Below are 26,004 nucleotides of genomic sequence, written 5' to 3' on the forward strand. Positions count from 1 at the left end.
ATATTGCAATGTATTTTACCTTGCAATATATCCGCCTTAGAGCGTGTCTGAAAAAGGCTTTCTGTAAGATGTGCGTCACAATTTGTGGTATATTTTGCCCGGATGAGGGCGCCGTAGCGAGCTACGGCAACTGAATTCGGGTGAAATATCCCGCAATCTACATATCCTGCTTTGCGAAAAGCATTTTTCAAACGCGCTCAAAAAAAGAGTTATATTTCAGAAATTTTAAATGTGTTTCTATTTCAGAAATACATTTAAACCATGAAATATAACTCTTTTATTTTTTATAACTTCTGTTTTTAATTATTCTGCCAGAACGGAAGTTTCTCTGCAATCCTTATCAGATAGCTTCCACCCGGAATTCTTCTAAGCTGTGATTCTGACGGCTTGCTGATGATCAGGTAAGCAAACAGATAAACAACCGCAGCAACAGGAATGGAAACGATCAGACAAATGAAATTGGATTTTACAAAAATGTTCAGTCCATAGCAGATACAGCCTGCAACAATTCCCATGGGAACAGATGCAAGAATAGGATACAGATATCCTTCTTTCCATGGATTCTTATACTGCAGATATTTCTTCATGGCTCTGTCATTTAACACACATACAACCACAGAATAGATCACCATTGCGATCAGCAGTGCATAAACTCCAAGGTTTGTAGTAAACAGCAGCACTACCACTACCACAATGTCCACAACCAGTGCGATTGCAGCCGTAATCACCGGAATCCTCTGCTGTCCGATTGCCTGCAGAACTCCATTGGAAATATTTGACATTCCATTGAGCAGGATCGAAAAAGAACCAAGGATCAGCAGGTTGGCTGCCAGTCCTGTGGAATTTCCGTAAAGCAAAAATACAATCGGCTGTGCAAGCACTGCCAGTCCCATTGCACATGGGGCGGAAACTACCATAGAAAGCTGTACGGTCTGGTCAATGCACTCTCTGGTCGCTTCAATGTCTCCGGTGGCATACAGGGCGGAAACCTCCGGAATCATGGAAGTAGGTGCCGTACTGGACAGCGTCAGAGGAATATTAATAATTGTCATAAAGTAAGTAGCATACTCTGCATATAAAATACCAATCTGTGCCGCATCTCCACCTCTTCTTCCCAGAATATCCGAGAAAAGATACCCATTGATATAAGCATTTACATTATAAACAAAGGCGCTGAGAATGATCGGCGAAACAACCAGGATAATCACACGAAAAATCTCTTTGTAGGACTCTTCCTGATGTCTGTGGTCCTTCTCTACCCGGTGCAGGATTTTTCTGCGGTTCACACCATATACCAGAAGCATGAATGCCAATGCAGTCACCACTCCGGCTCCGGTTCCTACTGTGGAACCTGCTGCCCCCCATTTTGCAATGCTGTTCTCTGTTCCATCTGAGAATGCATTGATGAATCCCCAGGCTGCCAGAAGACTGACTGCCGCATTAAATACCTGCTCAATGATCTGGGAGATAGATGTTGGCATCATATTTCTGTATGCCTGAAAATATCCTCTGAATACCCCAAGAATACCGGACAAAAAAATCGTCGGAGCCAGGATCTGAAGTGCCGGAATTGCATCCTTCTGATTCTGAGGGATGATCAGCCCTGCTCCAAAGAGACAGAACAAACCGACCACTCCGCCAATCACCATGGCATAGATCATGGCACCCTTAAAGAACTTATGTGCATTTCTGTAATCCTTCAGAGCAATACGCTCGGAGATCAGCTTGGATACCGCCTGTGGAATACTAAAGGATGCGATCATCAGAAGGATCATATAGGCATTCTGCGCAAGGCTTGTATAGCCCATTCCAAGGCTTCCGATAATATTGGAAAGGGGACTCTTGTACAGAAGACCGATCACCTTGGAGATCATAGCTGCAATCATCAGAAAGGATGCATTTTTTACTAAATTGTTTTTCTGATTCATGTTATCACTGTGTGTCTTTTACCTGACTACACATTACCTCTTTTCTTATATATTTTCTATCTGCCAGTCGATTGGTTCCAGACCATTGGCAACAAGAAATTCGTTTGTTTTACTGAAATGTTTACATCCGAAAAATCCCCTGTAAGCAGACAGAGGACTTGGATGAGGTGCCTCCAGAATCAGATGCTTCGGATTATTCAGCATGGATTTTTTCATCTGCGCCGGACGTCCCCAGAGCAGAAATACAATAGGACGGTCCTGCTCATTCAGAACCTGGATCGCAGCATCCGTAAACTGCTCCCAGCCGATCCCCCTGTGTGAATTTGCCTGATGGGCGCGTACAGTCAGAACTGTGTTCAGAAGAAGCACCCCCTGCTTCGCCCACTTCTCTAGATAGCCGTTATTGGGGATATAGCATCCACAGTCATCATGAAGCTCCTGATAAATATTCACCAGGGACGGCGGCGTCTCCACTCCTCTCTTTACGGAAAAACAAAGCCCATGAGCCTGCCCGTCATTATGATAGGGATCCTGACCCAGAATCACTACCTTCACTTCGTTTAACGGTGTAAAATGAAATGCATTAAACAGATCATCCGCAGGAGGAAAAATCTTCCTGGTCTGATATTCTGTCATCACCGTTTTATATAATTTTGCATAATACGGCTGGTGAAACTCTCCCTTCAGGGCTTCCAGCCAGTCACCTGAAATTGCTGACATACCTTATCCTTCACCTCTTATATTTTTCGTGGTCATCGTCTGACAGAAATTCCCCTGTCAGACAGATAATCCTTCACCTGAGAAATCTCCAGTTCTTTATAATGGAACAAAGACGCAGCCAGTGCAGCATCTGCTCCCCCTTCGGTCAGTGCATCATAAAAATGCTCCAGTGTACCTGCACCGCCTGATGCGATCACAGGAATGGAGACAGCATCAGCAATTGCTCTGGTAAGAGCCAGATCATATCCTGCTTTTGTACCGTCACAGTCCATACTTGTGAGAAGGATTTCCCCTGCACCCAGAGCTTCCACTTTCTTTGCCCACTCTATGGCATCAATCCCTGTATCCAGTCTTCCGCCATGTTTGTAAATATTCCATCCGCCGTCTTCTCTGCGCTTGGCATCAATAGCCACAACTACGCACTGGCTTCCAAACTTGTCAGCCGCCTCACTGATCAGTTCCGGTCTGTCAATTGCTGCAGAATTTACGGAAATCTTATCTGCTCCTTCTCTCAGCAGTTTCTTAAAATCATCTACAGTACGGATACCGCCGCCTACTGTAAACGGGATAAATACATTGGCAGCAACCCGTCTTACCATGTCAACTACCGTATCTCTCTGTTCGCAGGATGCTGTAATATCGAGAAACACCAGTTCATCTGCTCCTGCTGCATCATAGGCTTTGGCAATCTCCACCGGATCACCCGCATCGCGAAGCTGCACAAAATTTACGCCCTTTACCACACGTCCGTTATTTACATCCAGGCAGGGAATAATTCTCTTTGTAAACATTTTATTTTCCCTCCTTCTCAGTATTGCCGTCTTTTCCCACAGCAGCAAAATTTTCAAGTATCTTCAGTCCCCATTTGCTGCTCTTTTCCGGATGGAACTGGCAGGCAAATACATTGTCCTTTTCTACGGAAGCATGAATACAGGTGCTGTATTCTGTAGTAGCCTTTACAATCTCAGGCTCCTCTGCCTGCAGATAATAAGAATGCACAAAATATACATAGGTCTGTTCCGGGATTCCCTGAAACAGTCTGCCATTATTCTGAAAATGCAGGGAATTCCATCCCATATGTGGAATCTTAAGCCCGGGCGCAGGCGGAATCTTAACAATTTTCCCTTTCAGGATTCCAAGGCCTTCCACCCCCGGTGTCTCCTCGCTGCTTTCAAAAAGGAGCTGAAGTCCCAGGCAGATTCCAAGAAATGGCGTCTTCTTCTCTACAATCTCATGGATCACAGGTACAAGTCCGTATGTATGAAGATTCTCCATCGCCTGTCCAAAGCTTCCCACGCCCGGCAGGATTACTTTATCCGCATTTAACAAAGTCTGCGGATCGCGGGTTACTGTTGTTTCTTCCCCAAGATAATGAAGTGCTTTTTCTACACTTTTAATATTTCCGGCATCATAATCAATTATTGCAATCATGTTATCCTCCTGATGTCATTATCTGTTTTCCTCATTATGGTAATCCAAAGGTTTTCCGGATCACATGTCAGACCGGAATAAAATATCCGATCAAAACGCTCCAATACAGTATAACCCAAAAACAGACAGTTGCAAAGTGCTTTCTTTGCTTCTGTCTGTTTTTATTCCGGTCATACTACCGGTTACTGTTCACTCCGTTCACAATACCCGGATATCTTATCACTGCCTGCAATCCAGAGTGAACCAGAACTCCACGCCATTATCATAATTGCATACCCCATATTTCTGGTTCATACTCTCAATGATTGCCTTAACAATTGAAAGTCCGATACCACTTCCGCCATATTCTCTTGTCCGTGCCTTATCTACTTTGTAGAATTTATTCCAGAGATTTGGGATATCCTCTTCTGGAATCGGAGTACCTGTATTAAATACGGTTACTTTCACACAGTCCTCTTCCTGAAGAACCTTAATTTCTACTTTTCGTTCTCCGTCCAGATGGTTCAGTGCATTGCTTGTATAATTGGTCACAACCTCTTCAATCTTAAACTCATCCGCCCATACATATACAGGTTCTGTTTCTTCAAAAATCACAGTTGCTTCTTTCTGTTCGATCATAATATGCATAGAACCAAGTACACCCCTGATCAGAGATACAATGTCAAATCTTTCCATCACCGGGGCATCTTTACCGGACTCCAGCTGATTCAGCGTCAGCAGGTTTTTGACCAGCTTGTTCATCTTTGAAGCCTCATCCATAATAACTTCACAGTAAAATTCCCTGCTTTCCGGATCATCGGAAATATTTTCATTCAGCCCCTCCGCATATCCCTGGATCAATGCAATAGGAGTTTTCAGCTCATGAGAAACATTATCAAGAAATTCCTTACGCATCTCATCAATTTTAATCTTATCTTCTATGTCTTTCTGAAGCTTGTTATTAGCCGATTTCAACTCTGAGATCGTGCTCTCAAGTTTTCTGGACATTTTGTTAAAGTTATCGCCAAGTACATCAATCTCATTACCTGCCCTGCTTTGATATCTGGCATCAAAATCCAGATCAGACATCTTCTCTGATAATTTGGTCAGTTCACTGATCGGGCGGGTAATACGATTTGTCATCACAAGAATCACAATACCGCTGACCACAATTATGATTATTCCTACAATGAAGTAAAAACTGTTGGAAATAGATGCACTTTCCTTAATACTTTCCAGAGGAGAACGGATCAGGAAATAGTAACCATTATCAAACTGTCCCCAGCATTCCACATATTCCATGCCTGCAAAGCGATCATGCACCTGCCACATGGTACAGGTATCTGTCTTTTTGAGCACACGACTGTGCTGCATATCCTGATCCAGATTATTAATATACCCAAACAGCTTACTGCGGAGCATTTTTGCCATATTATTCTCTCCCCAGTAATAATAACCGCTGTTTTCCTCATTTACTATGATCCAGGTAAGGTTATTTCTGGAACTGCTCCTCTCAATCTCATCCGAAATCTCATCTGTTGCCCCTTTTTTGTCCTCTTCTATATCTGTATCATACTGCAGGATGTCATCCAGATTCATCTGAGACAACACTTCTTTTGCCTCCTCCAGCACTTCTACTTTTTTGGATACATAATATTTTTCAAGAAAAAGACCATTGATCAGAGTAATGGTAAAGATCGAAAGCAGTAACAGACATATAAACACTACTGAAATCTGATGTTGCAGAGTATGAAATTTTTTATCTGTTTTTCCGTTTCCTGTCATTCGTCTACCTCAAACTTGTATCCCATACCCCATACAGTCTTTATATATTCACCTTTATCTCCCATTTTACTTCTGAGCTTCTTAACATGGGTATCAATCGTACGGGCATCTCCAAAGTAGTCATAATTCCATACAGAATTCAGGATCTTTTCTCTGGAAAGTGCGATTCCCTGATTCTCCAGAAAATATGTCAGAAGTTCAAATTCCTTAAAGCTCAGTTCCATAGGCTTACCATCCACAGTAGCCAGATGTGCTGCTTTATCTATAACAATGCCGCCTGCTGAAATCACATCTTCAGGATTATTCTGACCTGTACGTCTCAGAATTGCCTCCACTCTTGCAACAAGGATTTTCGGACTGAATGGTTTGGAGATGTATTCATCTACCCCCAGATCAAATCCAAGAAGCTCATCTCTCTCATCACTTCTTGCAGTCAGCATAATGATCGGAACTTTTGAGTTCTTGCGAATCTCACGGCAAACTTCCCATCCATCCATCTTCGGCATCATGACATCCAGAATGATCAGTGCGATGTCCTTCTCCTCATAAAAGATATCCATAGCTTCTTCACCATTACCGGCTTCCAGTACCTGGAAATTCTTCTTTGTCAGGAAATCCTTTACCAGCTTTCTCATGCGGCTCTCATCGTCCACCACCAGGATTTTTAATGTATCCATTTGATCCCCTCCGTTTTTCTTCATTATTTTCCGAAACAGTTTTTACTTTTTATTTATACTGTTTTCCGAGTATTGTTAAAATCCACGACTGTTCAGCGCCTTTACAGCCACAGCGCAAAATCCGGGAAAATCGCCCTCAGCAACAGATTTTATCTTTCATATGGTTACTATAGCAGAGATTTATGTAAGATTTGTGAACATATGACAGAAAAATTATAAGTATTGCTGTTCACAACACCAAGCAGGCCCAAATATAAAAATCTTCTTGACAAATTCTGTTTTTATTTCTATACTGTTAATCAGTCGATATATCTTATATAATGAATGATATATCAATATTAAAAAGTGCTTTCGTCTCATCACCAGTGCTGTTTTATGAAAAAACAGCGTTGCAGACTCATTTTCAGGGCTTGTACTGGTTTCGACGGGGGCTTTGAAGTTGGGGAAGCCATCCGCAGACTCCCAGACTGCGTACCAACCGGGAAACTAAATATAAACGCAGACGAACAGTACGCGTTAGCAGCCTAATTGCTGCTCGTCAGCCCTGATGCACTCACACTTCAGGAATCTGACGTCAACCATGTGAGAAACCTTGCCGGGTAAGCTTTGCCCCGGTAGATGTATCATGAAGCTACTAAGGTTGTAAGCCTGTCGGTGGGCGTACATCCAAGGGAATGTTAAAACAGCGACTGTGATGGGAGATGCCTCAATGAATAGGCTTTCGGACGCGGGTTCAATTCCCGCCAGGTCCATAAAAAACATCCACAGGGTAATTCCCTGTGGATGTTTTTTATTCACCAAACTGTTGTGCACATTCTTTCAGCATTTCGCGGATTGGCAGATGGTACGGACATCTGGTTTCACATTTGCCGCATTCTATACAGGCGGAAGCCTTCACCGCAAGAGAACTGTAACGGTTTCTTGCCCAGTCTCCCAGCCCGTAACGGTTAAGATAGCCTGCGAACAGGAACACACCCGAAATATCGATTCCCACACTGCATGGAGCACAGTAATTACATCTGCGGCAGAAATTTGTGCCAAGCTGATTCCGTACTGTCTGAACTTCCTCCAATTCTTTCTCGCTTAACGGGGAATCATCAAGACAGGCCTTTATATTCTCCTCGATTTCCTTCTCTTCCGCCATTCCCGGGATCACAATAGTAACGTTCTTATTCGAACAGACATAACGCAATGCCAGCGTTCCATTTTCAATTGCACCACCGGCCAGAGGTTTCATATCAATAAAGCCGATGTTTTTCTCCTCACATTTTGAGATCAGCTCTTCCCCCTGACTCTCTACAATATTATATGGAAACATAATAGTTTCCACCCAGTCAAGCTCCAGAGCCCGGGCAAAAACCTCCACAGAATGAGCGGTCAGACCAATATGTCCGATTTTTCCTGCTGCTCTTGCCTCCTGCAGTGCTTCAAGGGCACCACCGGCCGCCTGCACCTGATCAAGCTGTTCCATACTCGGATTATGCACCTGGTATAATTCAATATGATCTGTACGAAGATTATGAAGACTCTTCTCAATATCTTCAGCCATGGCTTCCTTTGTACGTGCCATGGACTTTGTGGCAATTATAAATCTGTCCCTGATACCTTCCAGTGCATATCCCAGATATTCTTCACTGACCGTATATCCTCTGGCTGTATCAATATAATTTACTCCCCGGTCTGCCAGCTTATGCAGCAGTGTCTTTGTTCCTTCCGCATCAATTTTCTGGATCGGTATCCCGCCAAGGCCCATTCTGGAAACCCTGAGACCGGTTTTTCCAAGTGTTACGTATTCCATATTTTTTCTCCTATTCCAATCAAAGATAAAAACTGCCACCGGATCTTACCGATGGCAGTCTGATTATCTCTTTACAACTGTTAATCAGAAAAAACAACTGGTTTCATCCTGATTATACTCGAGAAAGATATTCTCCTGTTCTTGTATCGATTTTCAGTTTGTCGCCCTGGTTAACGAACAGCGGAACCTGAACCTGTGCACCTGTTTCTACAGTAGCCGGTTTTGTAGCACCCTGTGCTGTATTTCCGGCAAATCCCGGCTCTGTCTCAGTAACTTCAAGTTCTACGAACAGAGGAGGCTCAATAGCAAATACATTTCCGTTGTGGGAACAGATCTTAACCATCTCGTTCTCTTTAACGAATTTAAGAGAATCTCCAACCTGATCTTTTGTAAGACCAACCTGATCGTATGTCTCTACGTTCATGAAGTAGTACAGATCACCATCATCATACAGATACTGCATATCTACACGCTCAATACGTGCAGCCGGGAATTTCTCTGTTGGACGGAAAGATTTCTCAAGAACTGCTCCTGTAATAATGTTTTTGTATTTTGTTCTTACGAAAGCAGCACCCTTTCCTGGTTTTACGTGCTGGAATTCAACGATCTGACATACGTTTCCGTCAATTTCAAGTGTGATACCGTTTTTGAAATCACCTGCTGAAATCATAGTTATATTTCCTCCTTAATAGTACAGTTCAGCAATGCTGTGTCTTTTGACAACAACAGCCGTTCAAAGTGTGTGTCCCTCTCATGCTTTTCTCAGTTTTGTGACACACTCTTATTTAATTTTATAATATTCTGCTGTTTTTTTCAACTATTTTTTACACATGTTTTTAATTTTTCTTCAAGCTGACCAATCAGATCCTCAAATGGCTTGTCTCCTGTGATCATCTCAACATCTGCAAACTTTGTATAAACCGGATCGCGCTGTTTAAGAAGTTTTCTGATCTTATCTTCTTTGTCTTCTCCCTCGATCAGAGGATTGCTGCTGGAATTTTCCAGTCTCTTCTTCAACGTTGCATAAGATCCCTTCAAATATACTACAGTTCCCAGTTTTTTAATATATTTTGCATTCTGTTCCTGCATCGGAAGACCGGACCCCAGAGAAATGATCTTCTGTTCCGGATCATCGATCAGTGCCTTGATCACAGTTGTCTCAAGAGCTCTGTAAAATGGTTCTCCGAATCTGTCAAAGATTTCTTTCATTGTAAGGTTCATCTTCTTTGATACTACGCGGTCAACGTCTACAAAAGGAAGATTGAAATCTTTTGCCAGCCGTTTTCCTACTCTTGTCTTACCTGAACCCATAAATCCTATGATAACAATATGGTTCATGAATTCCCCTCCTCTTTGCGGTAAAAATATAGTACAATTCTTTCAAGATATCGTTTCAGTACGATCTGAATCTCTTCTTTCGGATTGAGTGGTTTCACCAGAATATTCCGGATTCCTGTGCGTTTCGCACCATATATATCAGTAAAGAGCTGATCTCCTATAAAAACTGTATTACTTCTGTCTGTCCCAAGAAGTTCCATTGCCCTGATATAATTTTTTGTTGAAGGCTTGTGTGCATTCTCGATAAACTGCGCTCCTATCGCATCATTAAAAGAAGAAACTCTCTCGTACTGGTTGTTTGACAGAAAACAGCATTTAAATCCAAGTTCCTTCAGATGTGCAAACAACGCACATGCTCTCTCATCTGCCGGTGCACCATGAGGTACCAGAGTATTATCTATATCAAACAGAAGTCCTCTGTATCCCTGCGCATACAGATCATCGAAGTTTATCACATAGGTAGAATCCAGATATTCATCCGGAAAAAAGCAATTAAACATCCGTAGTCATTTCCTTTATTTATATTTTTCTGAAAACAAGATCAGCGATAAGTGTCTGACAGTACGCTGTCCCCGAAATACTGAATCATTATGATCAGCGTTCATTAAGAGGAACATATACTGCCGGTTCCAGAACATTCTTATATGCCGGACGGATGATCTTATCTGCATTAATGAGCTCTTCCATACGGTGCGCACTCCATCCTACGATACGTGCAACTGCAAACATCGGTGTATATAATTCCAGTGGCAGATCCAGCATACTGTACACAAAACCGCTGTAAAAGTCTACATTGGCGCTTACACCTTTATAAATACGACGCTCTTCTGCAATTACTTCAGGTGCCAGACGTTCCACCATAGAATACAGGGCATAATCTTTCATTCTGCCTTTTTCCCTTGCCAGAGTTTCCACATATGCCTTGAAAACTTCAGCTCGCGGATCAGACACTGAATAAATCGCATGTCCCATTCCATAGATCAGTCCCTTCCGGTCAAATGCCTCTTTATGAAGAAGTCTCTTCAGATATGTCCGGACCTCGTCTTCATCCTTCCAATCCTTAACTTCCTTCTTCATATCATCAAACATCCTGACAACTTTAATGTTGGCACCGCCATGCTTTGGTCCCTTTAATGAGCCAAGTGCTGCGGCAATCGCAGAATATGTATCAGTTCCTGATGAGGAAACCACATGAGTTGTGAATGTAGAGTTATTACCTCCGCCATGTTCCATATGAAGGATAAGCGCAATATCCAGAATCTTTGCCTCCAGATGTGAATACTTCTTATCCGGGCGAAGCATTCTCAGAATGTTCTCTGCTGTGGTAAGTTCTTTCTTCGGATTATGGATATAGAGACTCTTATCTTTAATATAATGGTTATAAGCCTGATATCCATAAACAGATAAAAGCGGAAATACACTGATCAGATTCAGACACTGTCTGAGCACATTCGGCAATGATGTATCGTCAGGGTTGGTATCATAAGAATATAAAGTAAGCACACTTCTGGAAAGCCCGTTCATGATATCCTTGCTCGGAGCCTTCATTATAACATCACGCACAAAATTTGTAGGAAGTGACCGCTGATTTGCCAGAAGCTGTGTAAAATCTGCAAGCTGTTTCTTATCTGGAAGACTGCCAAATAATAAAAGATAGGTAACTTCTTCAAATCCATATCTGTCATCTTCGATAAATCCTCTGGTAAGATCTTTGATATCATATCCTCTGTAGGAAAGACTTCCAGCACATGGAACTTCTTTGCCATCAACGATCTTTGTGGCTTTCACATTAGAAACCTGAGTCAGGCCTGCAAGAACCCCTTTTCCATTAATATCACGAAGACCTCTCTTCACATCATATTTTGCATACAGAGAAAGATCCAGACTTGTATGTTCCTTGCAAACCTCCGTCAGATTTTCAATTTCAGGTGTTACTTTGGTTTTAAATCCCGCCATGTAATAAATCTCCTTTCTTCACAATTCTCTCGATAATGATTCCCTCCTCGTTTCTGTCATCGCAACAATTTGTAGATGCACATCTCTGTAAATATTATAGCATTTTTTTCTCTTTCGGTCTACATCTTATATATTCTGTTTCTGAACATAAAAAAACAGATTACCGCTTACTGTTCACGCACTACTGTCCTGCGAGGCATTTTTTAACCGAATCAAGTAAGTCCCCTGCTTCAATTGCGAATATCCGCTTGACTTTCCATTTGCAGTTTCTTACGGATACATGGCAATATAAGAACCGAAACGTACAGTGCGAATTTACGCAGTTTTTATAAATATACTGTATTTTTTAGAAATTGCTATAAATTGTATGGATGATTTTTAACATTTTCTCATACTTGGCGCCATTTCGCAAGTACAAATTTTGTTCAAAAAATTTTCATAAAAAAATTTTCATTTGGCTCTTTCCATTTGTAACACTTTAGTGTATAATAACGTCGATTTAAAAAATAATTATACGATGGACGAGGAGGAAATCATAATGTCTTATACTGAAGAAGTATACGAAAGAGTCGTAGCACAGAATCCAAATGAGCCTGAATTCCATCAGGCAGTAAAGGAAGTTTTAGACTCCCTTAAAGTCGTAATCGACAAAAATGAAGAGAAATACCGCAAGCTTTCCATTCTGGAACGTCTTGTTGAGCCTGAAAGAATCATCTCTTTCCGAGTTCCGTGGGTAGACGATAAAGGTGTTGTACAGGTAAACAAAGGTTATCGTGTACAGTTCAACAGTGCGATCGGACCATACAAAGGTGGTTTAAGATTCCATCCGTCAGTAAACCAGGGAATCCTTAAATTTTTAGGTTTCGAACAGATTTTCAAGAACTCCCTTACAGGTCTTCCGATCGGTGGCGGTAAAGGTGGTTCAAACTTTGATCCTAAAGGAAAATCTGACAGAGAAGTTATGGCATTCTGCCAGAGCTTTATGACAGAACTTTCCAAATATATCGGTGCTGACATGGACGTTCCTGCAGGTGATATCGGTGTAGGCGGACGTGAGATTGGTTATCTGTATGGACAGTACAAGAGAAACCGTGGATTATACGAGGGTGTTCTCACAGGTAAAGGTCTTTCCTACGGTGGATCTTTGATTCGTACACAGGCTACAGGATATGGTCTTGTATATATGCTAAACGAAATGGTTAAAGCTAAAAACGACACAATCTCCGGTAAAACTCTCATCGTAACAGGTTCCGGTAATGTTGCCATCTACGCAGTAGAGAAAGCTGCCGAACTTGGCGGTAAAGTTGTTGCTATGTGCGACTCCAACGGATATATCTATGATCCGGAAGGAATCAAACTTGACATCGTTAAAGATATCAAAGAAGTAAAACGTGGACGTATCAAAGAATACGCAGATCGCGTAGAAGGCGCTACTTATACAGAAGGAAAAGGTATCTGGAACATCAAATGTGATATCTATCTTCCATGCGCAACTCAGAATGAACTTGACCTTGATGCTGTTAAGATCCTTATTGCAAACGGATGCAAATATGTTGCAGAAGGTGCAAATATGCCTACTACCCGCGAGGCAACTGATTACCTTATGGCAAACGGTGTAACATTTATGCCTGGTAAAGCAGCTAATGCCGGTGGTGTTGCTACTTCCGCACTTGAAATGTGCCAGAACTCTGCAAGACTTTCCTGGACAGCAGAAGAAGTTGATACAAAACTTCATCAGATCATGGTTGATATCTTCCATAAAGTTGATGATGCTTCCAAGCGTTATGATATGGAAGGCAACTATGTTGCAGGCGCTAATATCGCAGGCTTCGAGAAAGTTGTAGATGCTATGATCGCTCAGGGTATTGTTTAATTTATTTTAGTTAATTACCCCCATAAAAATACACATAAAGAGCCGGCGGGATATTATTCTCGTCGGCTCTTTATATTTGCCCGTAAATCCTTTCACACAGAGCATTCATACATTACTTGTTCACACAGAACTCTTATTTAATTCATAAACTTCTTCAGCTCGTCCATAAAAGTACTGACATCTTTAAATTCTCTGTATACAGACGCAAAACGTACATAAGCAACTGCATCCAGATCTTTCAAATGTTCCATAACGATCTCACCAATTCTGGTGCTGGAAATCTCTTTCTCTTCGGTATTAAAGATTTCTCCCTCTATGGCATCCATCATCTCTTCAATCTTATCTATGGATATTGGTCTTTTATAGCAGGCTCTCAGAATTCCCGACTGAATTTTACTGCGATTATACTGTTCTCTGTTCTGATCTTTTTTGATCACAGTAAGCGGAATACTTTCCACCTTTTCATATGTGGTAAATCTCCTTCCGCAGGCATCACACAAACGACGGCGACGGATAGAATTGGTATCTTCTACCGGTCTGGAATCAACTACTCTCGTATTATCCTGATTACAAAATGGACACTTCATACGACGTCCCCCTTTAATTCGTATTACTGTTTTCTGCTTATGTACTATATACTTGATTCGGTTAAACGGCTACAAATACGTTACTGTTCACTCCATTCTCAGTAACACAAATACAAACAGTTATATATAGTTTTATTATACTGTATTTCTATTTAAGGTGTCAATAAAAGGACTTGCATAAATTTTTGCAAAAATACATAAATTGTTATCAAACGCATATCAGATTCTGAAAGCATTGGCACGACAGTCTGATTTTAACCGGAAGGACTGTATCTGATTTATGAAAATCTGTGAATTAAAGCAAAAAGAAGTAATTAATATCTGTACCTGCCGCAGTCTCGGATGTCCCATTGATGCGGAATTTGACTGCAAAAGCAGTCAACTCACCGCCCTTATACTTCCAGGCCCCGGAAGATTCTGCTGCCTGTTCGGACGTGATAATGAATATATCATTCCCTGGGAATGTATCAGCCAGATCGGGGACGATATCATCCTTGTGAAAATAGACGAAGAAAAATGTTTCCATAAAGGCTGATATTTCACCGCAGAGAATTGTCAAGGACCTATATTTTTTATATTTTCCCGGTCAAAGTATAAATCCACTGCTATATGAGAATCATTCTTACTGAAGTATATGACAACTATTCGGCAGCCACTGTCCTTTTTTTATTTCCTGAAATGATTTCGGAGGATCCTGGCTCATATCTGCGAATAGTCGGTTTACATCCAGAGATAATAAGGAGGATTCAATAAGATGGCACTGAACAAAGTTGAAATCTGCGGAGTCAATACGTCGAAACTTCCTGTTCTTACAGCAGAAGAAAAAGCGGAACTGTTCAGACGGATCAAAAGCGGCGATGAACAGGCACGTGAATTGTACATTAAAGGAAATCTACGTCTTGTTCTCAGCGTAATACGACGATTTCAGAACAGCAGCGAAAATGCCGATGACCTTTTTCAGATCGGATGTATTGGTCTGATCAAGGCCATTGACAACTTTGATACCACTTTACAGGTAAAATTTTCCACTTATGCAGTTCCAATGATCATAGGCGAAATCAGACGATATCTCAGGGATAACAACAGTATCCGCGTCAGCCGTTCTCTTCGTGATATTGCATACAAAGCAATCTATACCCGCGAAAATTATATGAAGCAGCACCTGAAAGAACCTACAGTTACCGAAATTGCACAGGAAATTGGTATCGAAAAAGAAATGATCGTATATGCCCTTGATGCTATCCAAAATCCTGTGAGTCTCTTTGAACCGGTCTATACAGAAGGCGGTGATACTCTTTATGTCATGGATCAGATCAGTGACAAAAAAAACAAAGAAGAACGCTGGATTGAAAATCTTGCTCTCCGCGAAGCTATGCAGAGGCTGAACAGCCGCGAAAAGCATATCATAGAACTGCGCTTCTACGAAGGAAAGACGCAGATGGAAGTAGCTCAGGAAATCGGCATCTCCCAGGCACAGGTCAGCCGTCTCGAAAAAAATGCACTGAAATCCATGCGTAATTATCTGCGTCCATAAAATGATAATTCAAGATCCGTATTCAGAAAAGCAGCCTGGCCCAATACCTGCCAGACTGCCTTACATATCTTTTAAAATATACCGTTTTCCGCCTCTTTCCAATGAGGTTCTGATCTGTCTGTGAAGCTTCAATGAAGCTTTAACACTTCAACAAATTCTGCCAGTTTTCTATATTAAATATCTGCTTCACATCCAGAGCCCCTGACATTGCAGGAAAGAACTTCTTCATATCAGTAAATACCAGAGCATAGTCGAACTTTGACATTCCGATCATCCTGCGAAGCTCACGCCTGTAAAAATCCAGAAGCATCTCCGGCACTTCTGTTTTCTTAGATTTCATAAACTTTTTATGACATACATATTCTTCGTCCGTAGCCGGGTAGGAACGCTTCCAGTATAAAACCCTGATTTCTTTTGGCAGACTATCCAGTTTCTCAGAAGACTCCTCTTCTTTTGCACCATTCCCGATCAACGTCACATCAAAATGCTCATAATCCACTTTGTTCAGAAATTCATAGAATGCCTTTGTCTCCTGTGTATCACTGAAATCTCCTGCATATACCAGAAGTTTTACTTTATCTGTCTGATTCAGATATATCGGATTTACCGGTTCTTTTCCATCAAGCAGGACTTCTGCTATACGTTTGCATGCTTTTCCATCATCTCTCGGACATATCTGTTCTCTTGCTTTTTCATACTTCTCTTTACAGGAAGCAGCCACTCCCGGAAGATCCTTCAGAAGTTCACCAAGCTTCTCAGGGGTAGACACTGCCGGTCCCGGAAGTTTGTCAAATCCGAAGTACAGACCTCTGTAATCTTCAAAATTCTCCGCATCCGGCACATAAAACAGAATCGGTTTTCCTGTCAGCATGAAATCATAAAAAATACTGGAATAATCAGAAATCAGTACATCTGTCACTGACAAAATCTCATTTGTATCCATTGTTGCAGGAATAAATTTTGTCTGCGCATCACCAGGTTCCATGGCATTCTCTTTCATATAGTGATATACGATCTGATGAAGCTTGACAAAGATCTGATATTCATTTGTATCTATACTGTTCTCCATTACATTGATCAGCTTATAGACATCCTGCAAATCTGTATCCGGACGGCTGTATTGTTCGCCTCTCCATGTCGGTGCATAAAGAATAATCTTTTTATCTTCCTTTACGTCCACTCCGCAATCCTTAAGTTCCTGTATCACTTCTGCTCTGTCACTGTCAAAAAGCTTATCATTACGCGGGAAGCCCTCTTCCAGCACTGTGCCTTCATACAGATTCTGCATTTTATACGAATCTTTGTATGCTGTCTTTGTCATATAAGGTCCGGAGGAAACTATATAATCTGCACTGAGCAGATTTCTTGCTGTATTTCCCTGAGAAATATTTGCTCCCGGAATATCAAATCCCATATTCTTCAGAGGAGTTCCATGCCAGGTATCGATCAGTACCTGACCTTCTCTTTTAAGGAAATAGCTTGGAAAGCTTACATTATTTACCAGATATTTCACTGTCGCAAGTTCTTTACAGTATTCCTTTGATTTATATTTTACAAATCGCACGTTCGGATATTTTTCGTATTTTTCAATTTGTTTTCTGTTATCCTCAAAGTCCTCAAGCACCCAGATATGGGTATAATCCTGATACTCTTCTTTTTCAAGAAGATACAAAAACAGAGCATAAGGATTACAGATCATACCACGTCCGCCAAAAGCTTCATAAAGAATTGTATTATCTCTTATCTGGTATTCCTTTACAAACTCGGCATAGCTGGTTCTAAGCGGATATTTCTCCCTGCACTCCAGAATCTGTTCTTCATTTTTCATATAAAAGGTCTTGATTCCCATTACACGATTAAAAAGACGATTCCACTCTTTAACTGCCTTCTCAATGGCAAAGTCCTCAGATTTCCAGATTGCATTTCTGGACATCTCTCTGCGGAGTTCTTCATCATGTGCCAGCTTCAGCATCGCATCTGTAAATTTCTTTGTATCAAAAGCTTCCGGCAGATATCCTGTTTTTCCATCATCGATAATCAGATCCATCGCTCCTGTATGGAATGCGATGACAGGAAGACCAAATTCAAAGGCTTCCATGATAACCATCGGCCATCCTTCCCACCTGGATGGAAGAAGGAAAACAGAAGAATTCAGGTAATACTTCTCCGGCTCATTTGTATAACCGACAAAATTAACTCTGTCCTCAATACCACGTCTCTTTGCATCCGCCACAATCTGATTCCAGAGATCACCGGCTCCGATAATATCCAGCTGCCATTCATCATCCTGCTTACAGAACTCTTCAAAAGATTCCATCATCAGATCAAGACCCTTGGCATATACAAATCGTGTAGCCATAAGGAAACGCTTGGATTTTGGGTCGCATTTTCTCTCACTCACGAAGCTTCGGGGATTAATTTTAACTTCTGTATCAATATCCAGAAATTTTTTGTAATCGCGCTTATCATAGTCACTGAGAACAATGTATCTGTCCAGCTTCGGCAGATATTCCTGGAGCAGACATTCCTGTTTCCAGAATACGACATTAGGAACATCAAGATATCCGGCATAACAGTTATGCTGCCATCCGATTGTCTTTGCATTCAGCTCCGGCGCCAGCATACCCAGACGAAGGCTTAAACTTGCAGTTGTGATAATAATATCATAATTCTGCTCATTTAAATATTTTACCCATTTTTCTCTGGTCTTTTTCGGGAAAATCGCATCTGCCAGAATATCATTATATTTTTCTTTATTAAAAATCCCATATTTGGCATTCAGTTTCTGAACAAGATAACGCCAGCAGAAAGCCGGTGTATGATGTCGATTGACAAACTCATTATTATCAATAAAGTCAACCTTGATATCCTCACTCATATGATACATATTCCGGTCTTCTTTAAATCTGTCCTGATATACCATGATCGTCACATCATGCTCTTTTACAAGTTCATTCGCAAGAAGTGTGACAACTCGCTTAGTTCCGCCAAGATCAAATATCTTGGTGCACCAAATACATATTTTCATTTATCTTTTTCTCCTGTTATGACTTTCTGATATCTATATCCTATAGCAATTCCATAAAATAATGCAATCAAGACAGTTCAGCAGAGTGTGAAGGACAAGGAAGATATCTGCAGGCGTGCTGACGCACGGCAAAGATATCTGACACAGGACTTCACGCTATGATGGATTGGATTGTTTGCAGTAATTTATGGAATTGATATAATATCATTACATTGTAATGTTAAAATAATCCAACACACGCTGGCAGTAATTGTCACACACATTATGTGTTTTTGCTCTTACACTGGCACGCTGTTCTTTATAATTATCTTTTCCGTTTTTAATATCCAGGATGAAATTCTCAAAATCCCGCATATTATACATATGTTCGCCAGGCATATATTCCAGCGGATCATCAAACACCCATCCTCTGGATTCCGTATAAGCCTCATAATCATCCAGTGTGAATCCAAGCGGTCTGTCTAACAGCAGATAATCGATTGCAACAGAAGAATAGTCAGAAACCAGCGCATCTGAACAGTTGATAAACTCATAAAGCTGCAGTCCGTTATCCGCAAGATCTCTGTTCTCCAGATAAACAATATTGGTAAGGACATTCTCACCAAAATCATAAGGTACCTGAAGGTAATGCTTCTTAATAACAATAAGAATATGATTCTCCTTACAGAACTTATTCAGTTCCAGAAGCTTATCTGCATCATCAATGATAGGAATATTGAATTCATTATTTAAGGTTTCCTCGTTCAGACGCTCACTGGAAGCATGTCTGTAGGTTGGCATCCACAGGATCAGTTTCTCGCTGTCTGTTTCCTTCAGAAGTTTCTTTTTATATTCATCTGCACGTTCACTGCCCTTAAGCATCATATCATAACGGGGATATCCAAACGAGAGCAGTTTTTTGGAAGTACATCCAAAAAATTCCATTTTGGTCTTAATAAAAATGTCCCCTGGTACCAGACAATAATCAAAGAAAACCTTACGCCCGTTCTTATTTGCCTTGTAACCACAGCCATGCCAGAGATCGATAAAGAGCTGATTTCTTCTCGACATACCAATCCAGTTAAAAGCCTGGGTGTAAAAAATATATTTTGATGTCAGTGCATATTTATATGCTTCTGCTCTTCGGATCGTGGAACCTTTCTTAAAGTTCTGCACAAATTTCACATTTTCAAACTGATATTCTTTATATTTAGACGGTTCATGGACCAGCCATACAATCTCATACTTTTTGTTGTATCCTTTCTCAATAAGATAGTCAAACAAAGCACGACCATTATCCGTAAAATCATCATTTGTTTCAAAGAGCATTCTATTCTCTACAAGTGCAGGGGGGAATTTCTTAAGGCGTCTGATCTTGCGATTATCATATAATCCATAGGTCACAGTTGCCCATGTCTCCTGCAACATAGCTTTTCTTCCCTTTTGAACTCTGACCTTGTTAATCTTGTTAATGGATTTTTTCAGTTTTTTTATTTTCTTTTTTATTCTTTTTTTCATATCTGGCTCCCTAGAATTCTTTTAATTTCTCACGAAGCATCGTTGAGGATGTATCTTTGGTATATGGCAGAAATACCAGCTTAGCGCCCAGCTCTTCCATTTCTTTTCCGGTCTTTTCCCAACGTGCATTGCCCTTCCAGTCATCTCCGATATAGATTTCATTAAAGTGGACTTTTTCCCATACCTGCTTTTTGTCCAGGGTTGTCGTCACGATCACTTCATCAACATATCTGATGGCCCGTACAATCTCTGCCCTTTCTTCCAGCGGAACAATCGGTCTTTTGTTTTTATATGACTCTACCAGATCATCCGCATTCACACCGACAATCAGATAATCGCAATGTTTTTTTGCATTTCTGATCAGGTTCAGATGTCCTATATGAAACATATCAAAGGTTCCCTGTGTATATCCTATTTTTTTCTCCATTACATTCTCCCTGTTTTATTGCATTAATAGATAACTGTTCTCTTCGCATTCATATAACAGCTACAATTGTAAATAATCTGCAAGCCTTTTGCAATAGTTTTCTGTTTTATTGTGCATCTGTTTCAGATTCTTTGCTCTCTCCTGCCGGTAACTGTCTGTTCCATCAGTCAGATGTTTCATAAATTTTCTGATATCACAGGCATTATAGATTTTCTCACCCGGCATATATTCCAGCGGATCTTCAAATACAAATCCCCTTTTTTCTTTATATATATTGTAATCCGCAAGCACATATCCAAGCGGTCTGTCCAACAGCAGATAATCTACTGCCACTGACGAGTAATCAGAGAGCAGACCGTCGCTGATCCCTATCAGTTCATAAAGTTTTATCTGTTTTTTCTCCAACAGGGCTTCCGCAACATAACGTATATTGGTAAACTCCTGTTCATTCTCATCCCATTCCGTCTGAAGCGGATGCTTCTTTATGATCAGAATAATCTCCTGCTCCCTTAGATAACTGTCCAGTTCTTTCAGCTCGTTCATATTCTGTATTGCCGGAAGCTGACAGGGAAGCTCAATTTCATTTTCCGCACACCCTCCCAGATCACTTTTTCTGAAAGTCGGCATCCACAGAACAGCTTTTTTCCCTTTCCATCCGAACAGACTGTCCAGAATTTCATCCTTACTCATTGACGGATGCAGCATCCAGTCATATCTGGGATATCCCATCATTAACAGCCTGTCCGGTTCGCAGTTCCATAGTCCGGATTTCGTTTTCACAAATACCGGTCCGGGAACAAGTGCATAGTCAAAATCAGGCTTTATATTCTGTTTTTTCTTTCCCTGCTCTGCATCTTTATAACCGCACCCATGCCACAGATTTACAACTGTCTGTCCTTTACACCGATACCTGTTCAGTCCTGCACTGTTATGAGAATAAAAGAAAAATCCGGCTGTAGCACCATAATAATATGCCAGCGGACTGCTCCATCCATATTTATTTTCAGCAGTTACAAATTTTACATTTCCGGTATTCTGATTTCTGAATTTTCTTTTTTCAGAGACCAGCCAGATGATCTCATATTTTTTATTATACCCGGAACTTATAAGATATTCATAAAAAGCTTCCGGATTATCTGTGCAGTCCATCATTTCCCGATTTTTAAACACAAGCCGGTTTTTCTTTACTTTTCCAAAACGCACAGTCAGCTTTCCAATGACCTGCTGCTCTGTTTTTGTCATAAAACGACCGATATAGTGCAGGATCATTCCGAAAAAGCCCAGCCTTTCCGTATATTTTTTAATCGCACTTTTTGTCATACATGCCTCCGGAATCTTTGTAAGATAATTCAAATGCAGACTTTTCGGGAAGGATACTCTCAAAAGAATCTTTGATATTTCTTTTCTGTTGTCTGAAATCTCCTATATTTTCCGTATCATTTATACACAATATTTTACACTTCTGATTTCTGAGTACATCATGTATCTGCCGGTCGTGAAGACCTATGGTAAAAAATTTCCCGATTTTCGGTGATTGAGGTTCATATTTTCCCTCCATATACTGCCAGTATTTCATCACATACTGATTTACATCCCCCGGAGAACGGAATCGTGTCCTGCATACTCTGTCCAGCACTTCGCCTTCTTCCCTCCACACTTCTTCAAAGGTACTTTTCAAAAAAGAGCTTGAGATATGAGAATATTTAAAACTGGAAAACTCCCTGTACGGAAGCATCAGCATATTTCTGAATACCATTTTTCCATATGCAGGATGAAACCATTTTTTCCAGTTTCTGCCAATCACTTCTCTCTTTGAATAATGCATATTTACAAGTGCCGCATTGTTCATAAGAATGCAGGCAAACGGATTATTGATATCATCCTGTACCAACGCTGTTTCTATACAATAGTCTCTTGGAAGACCATTTCTGAAAAAGTCTTCCGGTTCCATTTTATTTATGATGAAGGTATCATCATTAAAATATACAAACTGTTCGGATAAACCTCGGATCCGATGCATATTCAGTTCAATGGGATGACTGCTGAATGTGGGCAGATACTGCTTCGGAATATAATCCTCGTGTTTTACAACTGTCAGTTTCGGATGATCTGTATTCAGCCAGGAAGGGATATGCCCCCATGTCACAAAATATATATGATTCACCCATGGAGCAAATTTTTCAACACCTCTGAACCAGTACTGCAGATTTTCCCAGTCCCGAAATCTGCTGTCCTGTGTCTGGTCATTTTTAATTCCCAGATACTCATTTCTCTGCTTTATCCAGGCTGAGTCTGATCCATCCACCCATGGCAATACAAAATCAATCTTGTCCATCTGTAATTTACCTCGTATGATAATATAAATCTTTCAAACGTTTTGCCTCTGTCTCAATGTTAAAATGCGCATCTGACAGCCGCTTCTTTATCAGATCAGCCGCTTCTCTGTTCATAGAACTCATTGCCATCACTGCTGCCGCCCACTGTATATTATCTCTGTCAAGTGACAGCCGTCTGACTCTCTCAGGAAAAACAACTGCCTCCTCAGACACCGCCTCTGACATTACGCAGGCAAGTCCATTTGCCTGGGCTTCAATAAGCGCAAATGGCACACCCTCAAAAACAGACGGAAACAGAAAAACATCCATAGCAGATAAATACCTGCGGATATTCTCCTGTTTACCGGCAAAATATACCTTATCTTCCAGTCCTTTCTGCACTGTTTTCTCTTTTATCTCTTTGTACAGACCTTCCTTTGGACCTACCAGACACAGCATCACATCTTTCTTTTCGGAAACGATCTGTTGGAAAATATCAAGCATTCTGTCATGATTCTTCGGAATATCAAATCTTCCTACATGACCGATCACTGTTTTATTTTCCCATCCCAGTTCCTTTCTGAGTGAATCTCTGTCTTTTTCTGAAAAACTGAACTTCTCTGCCTGAATGGCATTATTGATCAACGTAACCTGACCGCTTTGGAAAGCTTTATCTCCAAACAGCCACCTGCCCGCCATTTCTCCGCATGCAATCCTGTCAGTAGCATATTTTGCAATCTTTGGTCTGTTCCAGTTGTCCATGATTTTTCTGATCAGTCCGGGACAGGAAGAGCTGTGGCTGTGCGCAATTATCTTTGGCACTTTCATTGTATGAGCCACACGTAACGGAACAATATTTGCAGCTGAAAGCATATTTACATGTACTGCATCATATTTTGTTTCTTTTAATATTTTTTTCAGTTCTTTTATATAGCCCTGATAGTTCTTTTTTACATTTGGAATATAGTAGATCCTTCCACCCAGTTTCCTGATTTCCTCTTCATATGCAATTTTATCATACATACACACAAAATCAAACTGTATATCCATATGCACCAGAACTCTATAGTAATTCATCACAAATGCTTCCAGACCTCCGGCAACATTTCCCATTCCAATCTGCAGTATTTTCATGATACGCTCTCCCATCCGTCACTATTGTCCACTCTAAATCCTATTGCGATCCTCTCGAAAAATCATTCCTGTACCGCATAATGTTCCGTCACCTTTTTCTTTAACAGCCGTATCAGTTTCTGATATCCTGTAATCTTCTTAAGAAAATCCAGGCAGTAACTGATTCCCAGCGAAATCACAAGAACTGCAACAGGAATCAGCCAGAATTTTTTTAATGCAAATACATATTTTCCCAGAGAATCTCTCACAAATGTATGTACCAGCCAGATGTTCATGGAATGCTTGCCCAGATACTGAAGGAACAAGGATACAGGCGTAATCCTGAACAAATATTCAACGCAAAAGAGAATCAGCAGGAATGGAACAAGTGCATACCGGAATTCCCAGAAAATTTTCAGGTCGATTTTATGGTACAAGAAAAGGCCGGCACACAGTAAAGCAGACAAACAGATGAATTTTAATTTTTTCCGCCTGTATTCATGCAATTTTTGAAAGAAATTATATTTACAGCATAACATTCCTGCCACAAATATCAAAAGAAATGAATATGGCTTTGAGCCTCCCTGAAATCCAATACCTAGAATTCTAGGAAGCAAAAAGATAACTGCAATACAGAATATGCCTCCAAATTTCTCAATCGTCCCATCTAACAGAGGAAGCAATATAATAAATACAAACGCAGCACTCATATACCACCATGCCCCGTTAAGACTTTCAGTCTCCAAAAGTCTGGAGATTCCCAGTATATCTGCAAATACGGCGAATCCTCTTTCATAAAAGGTTTCTCCCCACTTGCTCGGATCCTTAAGTCCAAGTCCAAAGTAAATAAGATAGGATACAGCTGCAGTAAACCAGAATCCGGACATAGTGGAAAGAAGATGTCCGGATATCCATTCTGATACTGCATACTTTTCTTTATTTTTCATTTTAGCCGAATATCCATACATCAGCCCGTAACCGGATACAAATGCAAATATTGCCACGCAGATTTTACAGCATTCCGCAATAGCAACAAGCTGTTCTGTTGTCAGCCCGCACAGATCCACCTGATATCTTTCGATTCTGTCTGCAAGACGGTAGCAGTGGTGAAAGATCAGCAGTAACACTGCAAGACCTTTTAAAGCTGCTGAATCTTCTTTTTTTAATCCGTTTGTCATATACTCCTCCGGATATTTCTGACTTCTTAAATTTTTTCTCTGTCAGACAGATATCTCTGTCTGTCCCTGTCAGTTAGTCATTTTCTCATACTGTTTAGAAATCGTATCGATATCTCCGTAAGCGATCAGTTTTCCTTTTTCAAGGATCATCGCCTTATTACAGATTCTCTGAACCTGTGCCAGAGAATGAGAGACAAACAACACTGTTACACCCGAATCAAACATGCTGAGTACTTTCTTCTCACTCTTCTTACGGAATTTCGCATCACCTACAGATAATACCTCGTCCAATATCAGAATTTTGGGAGAAACCACTGTAGCAATCGAAAATCCAAGTCTGGATTTCATACCTGATGAATAGTTCTTGATCGGCACATCAATAAAATCCTTCAATTCGGAAAATTTCACGATCTCATCATACTTCTCATCAATAAATTCTTTGGAATATCCAAGCATTGCTCCGTAAAGATAAATATTTTCCTTTCCTGTATACTGTTGATCAAATCCTGCACCCAGTTCCAGAAGCGGAACCATCTTCCCATGTTTTGTAACTGAACCTTCTGTTGGTTTGAAAACGCCTGCGATAACCTTAAGAAGAGTACTCTTTCCTGCACCATTCAGTCCGAGGATTCCTACCCTGTCTCCTTTTTCCACTGTAAAGCTCACATTCTGCAAAGCCCAGAATTCATTATATTTAATCTCTTTTTTAATTGACTTGATAATATAATCTTTCAGACTGTCTACTTTCTCTTTGCTGAGATTAAATTTCATACTCACATTATCAACAATAATCGCTGGTTGTTTGCTCATTTTTTCTCCTTATTTTTCAAAAATAATTCG

24 protein-coding genes, 1 other RNA gene and 1 pseudogene are annotated in these 26,004 nt (G+C 40.7%); 5 read left to right on the forward strand and 21 right to left on the reverse strand.

Annotated elements, in window-relative coordinates:
• The first annotated feature begins 8 nt into the window (after nt 1–8).
• The gene (locus ACESZG_RS00220; protein WP_306452304.1) at nt 9–134 is read left to right on the forward strand and encodes a DUF6783 domain-containing protein; all 126 of its coding nucleotides are present in this window, start codon (nt 9–11) and stop codon (nt 132–134) included.
• Here ACESZG_RS00220 and ACESZG_RS00225 read toward each other — a convergent pair.
• From ACESZG_RS00225 to ACESZG_RS00255, 7 genes and pseudogenes are all read right to left on the reverse strand, one after another.
• A pseudogene (locus tag ACESZG_RS00225) lies at nt 93–191 on the reverse strand (DUF6783 domain-containing protein); the annotation flags it as partial. The gene ACESZG_RS00220 and the pseudogene ACESZG_RS00225 sit on opposite strands and share 42 nt — an antisense overlap.
• A 108-nt stretch (nt 192–299) precedes the next feature.
• Complete coding sequence (locus ACESZG_RS00230; RefSeq protein ID WP_008703496.1) at nt 300–1,928, reverse strand: polysaccharide biosynthesis protein; 1,629 nt, start codon at nt 1,926–1,928, stop codon at nt 300–302.
• 45 nt (nt 1,929–1,973) lie between these two features.
• Nucleotides 1,974–2,648, reverse strand: coding sequence for a uracil-DNA glycosylase (gene ung / locus ACESZG_RS00235; RefSeq protein WP_008703498.1), 675 nt, complete (start codon nt 2,646–2,648; stop codon nt 1,974–1,976).
• A gap of 32 nt (nt 2,649–2,680) precedes the next feature.
• Nucleotides 2,681–3,439 (reverse strand): imidazole glycerol phosphate synthase subunit HisF, encoded by a 759-nt coding sequence (gene hisF, locus ACESZG_RS00240; RefSeq protein WP_008703500.1) that lies wholly within the window; start codon nt 3,437–3,439, stop codon nt 2,681–2,683.
• Between the two features lies 1 nt (nt 3,440).
• Nucleotides 3,441–4,079, reverse strand: coding sequence for an imidazole glycerol phosphate synthase subunit HisH (gene hisH / locus ACESZG_RS00245; RefSeq protein ID WP_008703502.1), 639 nt, complete (start codon nt 4,077–4,079; stop codon nt 3,441–3,443).
• 219 nt (nt 4,080–4,298) lie between these two features.
• A complete protein-coding gene (locus ACESZG_RS00250) occupies nt 4,299–5,843 on the reverse strand; it encodes a cell wall metabolism sensor histidine kinase WalK (RefSeq protein ID WP_020993967.1) in 1,545 nt (514 codons plus the stop codon).
• The gene (locus tag ACESZG_RS00255) at nt 5,840–6,520 is read right to left on the reverse strand and encodes a response regulator transcription factor (RefSeq protein ID WP_020993968.1); all 681 of its coding nucleotides are present in this window, start codon (nt 6,518–6,520) and stop codon (nt 5,840–5,842) included. Before ACESZG_RS00255 ends, ACESZG_RS00250 begins: the two co-directional genes overlap by 4 nt.
• A gap of 406 nt (nt 6,521–6,926) precedes the next feature.
• Between ACESZG_RS00255 and ssrA the strand changes: the two genes are divergently transcribed.
• Nucleotides 6,927–7,275: a transfer-messenger RNA gene (gene ssrA, locus ACESZG_RS00260) on the forward strand.
• 35 nt (nt 7,276–7,310) lie between these two features.
• Here ssrA and ACESZG_RS00265 read toward each other — a convergent pair.
• The 5 genes from ACESZG_RS00265 to ACESZG_RS00285 all read right to left on the reverse strand — a co-directional run bounded on the left by ACESZG_RS00265 (nt 7,311) and on the right by ACESZG_RS00285 (nt 11,612).
• Nucleotides 7,311–8,318, reverse strand: a complete 1,008-nt coding sequence (locus ACESZG_RS00265) for an aldo/keto reductase (RefSeq protein WP_025577088.1) — start codon at nt 8,316–8,318, stop codon at nt 7,311–7,313.
• A gap of 112 nt (nt 8,319–8,430) precedes the next feature.
• Nucleotides 8,431–8,988: an elongation factor P gene (gene efp / locus ACESZG_RS00270; protein ID WP_008703519.1), complete on the reverse strand. Its 558-nt coding sequence runs from the start codon at nt 8,986–8,988 to the stop codon at nt 8,431–8,433.
• 143 nt (nt 8,989–9,131) lie between these two features.
• On the reverse strand, nt 9,132–9,656 hold the full coding sequence (locus tag ACESZG_RS00275; protein WP_008703521.1) for a shikimate kinase: 525 nt from the start codon (nt 9,654–9,656) through the stop codon (nt 9,132–9,134).
• Entirely contained in the window at nt 9,653–10,156 is a 504-nt protein-coding gene (locus ACESZG_RS00280) for a YqeG family HAD IIIA-type phosphatase (protein WP_008703523.1), read from the reverse strand. Before ACESZG_RS00280 ends, ACESZG_RS00275 begins: the two co-directional genes overlap by 4 nt.
• Before the next feature lie 94 nt (nt 10,157–10,250).
• Nucleotides 10,251–11,612, reverse strand: coding sequence for a citrate/2-methylcitrate synthase (locus ACESZG_RS00285; RefSeq protein ID WP_008703524.1), 1,362 nt, complete (start codon nt 11,610–11,612; stop codon nt 10,251–10,253).
• A 538-nt stretch (nt 11,613–12,150) separates the two neighbouring features.
• Here ACESZG_RS00285 and gdhA point away from each other — a divergent pair.
• Nucleotides 12,151–13,485, forward strand: coding sequence for an NADP-specific glutamate dehydrogenase (gdhA, locus tag ACESZG_RS00290; protein ID WP_008703526.1), 1,335 nt, complete (start codon nt 12,151–12,153; stop codon nt 13,483–13,485).
• Between the two features lie 137 nt (nt 13,486–13,622).
• Here gdhA and nrdR read toward each other — a convergent pair whose 3' ends face one another.
• Nucleotides 13,623–14,072, reverse strand: a complete 450-nt coding sequence (gene nrdR, locus ACESZG_RS00295; protein ID WP_008703527.1) for a transcriptional regulator NrdR — start codon at nt 14,070–14,072, stop codon at nt 13,623–13,625.
• A 280-nt stretch (nt 14,073–14,352) separates the two neighbouring features.
• On the opposite strand from nrdR, the gene ACESZG_RS00300 reads away from it, so the two are divergent.
• Both ACESZG_RS00300 and sigG read left to right on the forward strand, forming a co-directional pair.
• The gene (locus ACESZG_RS00300; RefSeq protein WP_008703528.1) at nt 14,353–14,607 is read left to right on the forward strand and encodes a YlmC/YmxH family sporulation protein; all 255 of its coding nucleotides are present in this window, start codon (nt 14,353–14,355) and stop codon (nt 14,605–14,607) included.
• 219 nt (nt 14,608–14,826) lie between these two features.
• Nucleotides 14,827–15,606 carry an RNA polymerase sporulation sigma factor SigG gene (gene sigG, locus ACESZG_RS00305; protein WP_022381304.1) on the forward strand — a complete coding sequence of 260 codons (780 nt, stop codon included), beginning with the start codon at nt 14,827–14,829 and terminating at the stop codon, nt 15,604–15,606.
• 139 nt (nt 15,607–15,745) lie between these two features.
• Here sigG and ACESZG_RS00310 read toward each other — a convergent pair whose 3' ends face one another.
• The 8 genes from ACESZG_RS00310 to ACESZG_RS00345 all read right to left on the reverse strand — a co-directional run bounded on the left by ACESZG_RS00310 (nt 15,746) and on the right by ACESZG_RS00345 (nt 25,974).
• Entirely contained in the window at nt 15,746–18,634 is a 2,889-nt protein-coding gene (locus ACESZG_RS00310; protein ID WP_118571082.1) for a CDP-glycerol glycerophosphotransferase family protein, read from the reverse strand.
• Nucleotides 18,635–18,841: 207 nt separating this feature from the next.
• On the reverse strand, nt 18,842–20,131 hold the full coding sequence (locus tag ACESZG_RS00315) for a CDP-glycerol glycerophosphotransferase family protein (RefSeq protein ID WP_373217332.1): 1,290 nt from the start codon (nt 20,129–20,131) through the stop codon (nt 18,842–18,844).
• Between the two features lie 10 nt (nt 20,132–20,141).
• Entirely contained in the window at nt 20,142–20,558 is a 417-nt protein-coding gene (locus tag ACESZG_RS00320) for an adenylyltransferase/cytidyltransferase family protein (protein ID WP_008703533.1), read from the reverse strand.
• A 60-nt stretch (nt 20,559–20,618) separates the two neighbouring features.
• Nucleotides 20,619–21,878: a CDP-glycerol glycerophosphotransferase family protein gene (locus ACESZG_RS00325; protein ID WP_026649218.1), complete on the reverse strand. Its 1,260-nt coding sequence runs from the start codon at nt 21,876–21,878 to the stop codon at nt 20,619–20,621.
• Nucleotides 21,859–22,893 (reverse strand): Stealth CR1 domain-containing protein, encoded by a 1,035-nt coding sequence (locus ACESZG_RS00330; protein WP_025577094.1) that lies wholly within the window; start codon nt 22,891–22,893, stop codon nt 21,859–21,861. Before ACESZG_RS00330 ends, ACESZG_RS00325 begins: the two co-directional genes overlap by 20 nt.
• A gap of 7 nt (nt 22,894–22,900) precedes the next feature.
• A complete protein-coding gene (locus tag ACESZG_RS00335) occupies nt 22,901–24,007 on the reverse strand; it encodes a glycosyltransferase family 1 protein (RefSeq protein WP_196027565.1) in 1,107 nt (368 codons plus the stop codon).
• Between the two features lie 62 nt (nt 24,008–24,069).
• Complete coding sequence (locus ACESZG_RS00340; RefSeq protein ID WP_373217334.1) at nt 24,070–25,164, reverse strand: acyltransferase; 1,095 nt, start codon at nt 25,162–25,164, stop codon at nt 24,070–24,072.
• A gap of 69 nt (nt 25,165–25,233) precedes the next feature.
• Complete coding sequence (locus ACESZG_RS00345) at nt 25,234–25,974, reverse strand: ABC transporter ATP-binding protein (protein ID WP_055053624.1); 741 nt, start codon at nt 25,972–25,974, stop codon at nt 25,234–25,236.
• Between the last annotated feature and the right edge of the window lie 30 nt (nt 25,975–26,004).

The organism is Blautia sp. Marseille-P2398 (assembly GCF_964240315.1).
Classification (GTDB): domain Bacteria; phylum Bacillota; class Clostridia; order Lachnospirales; family Lachnospiraceae; genus Blautia_A; species Blautia_A wexlerae.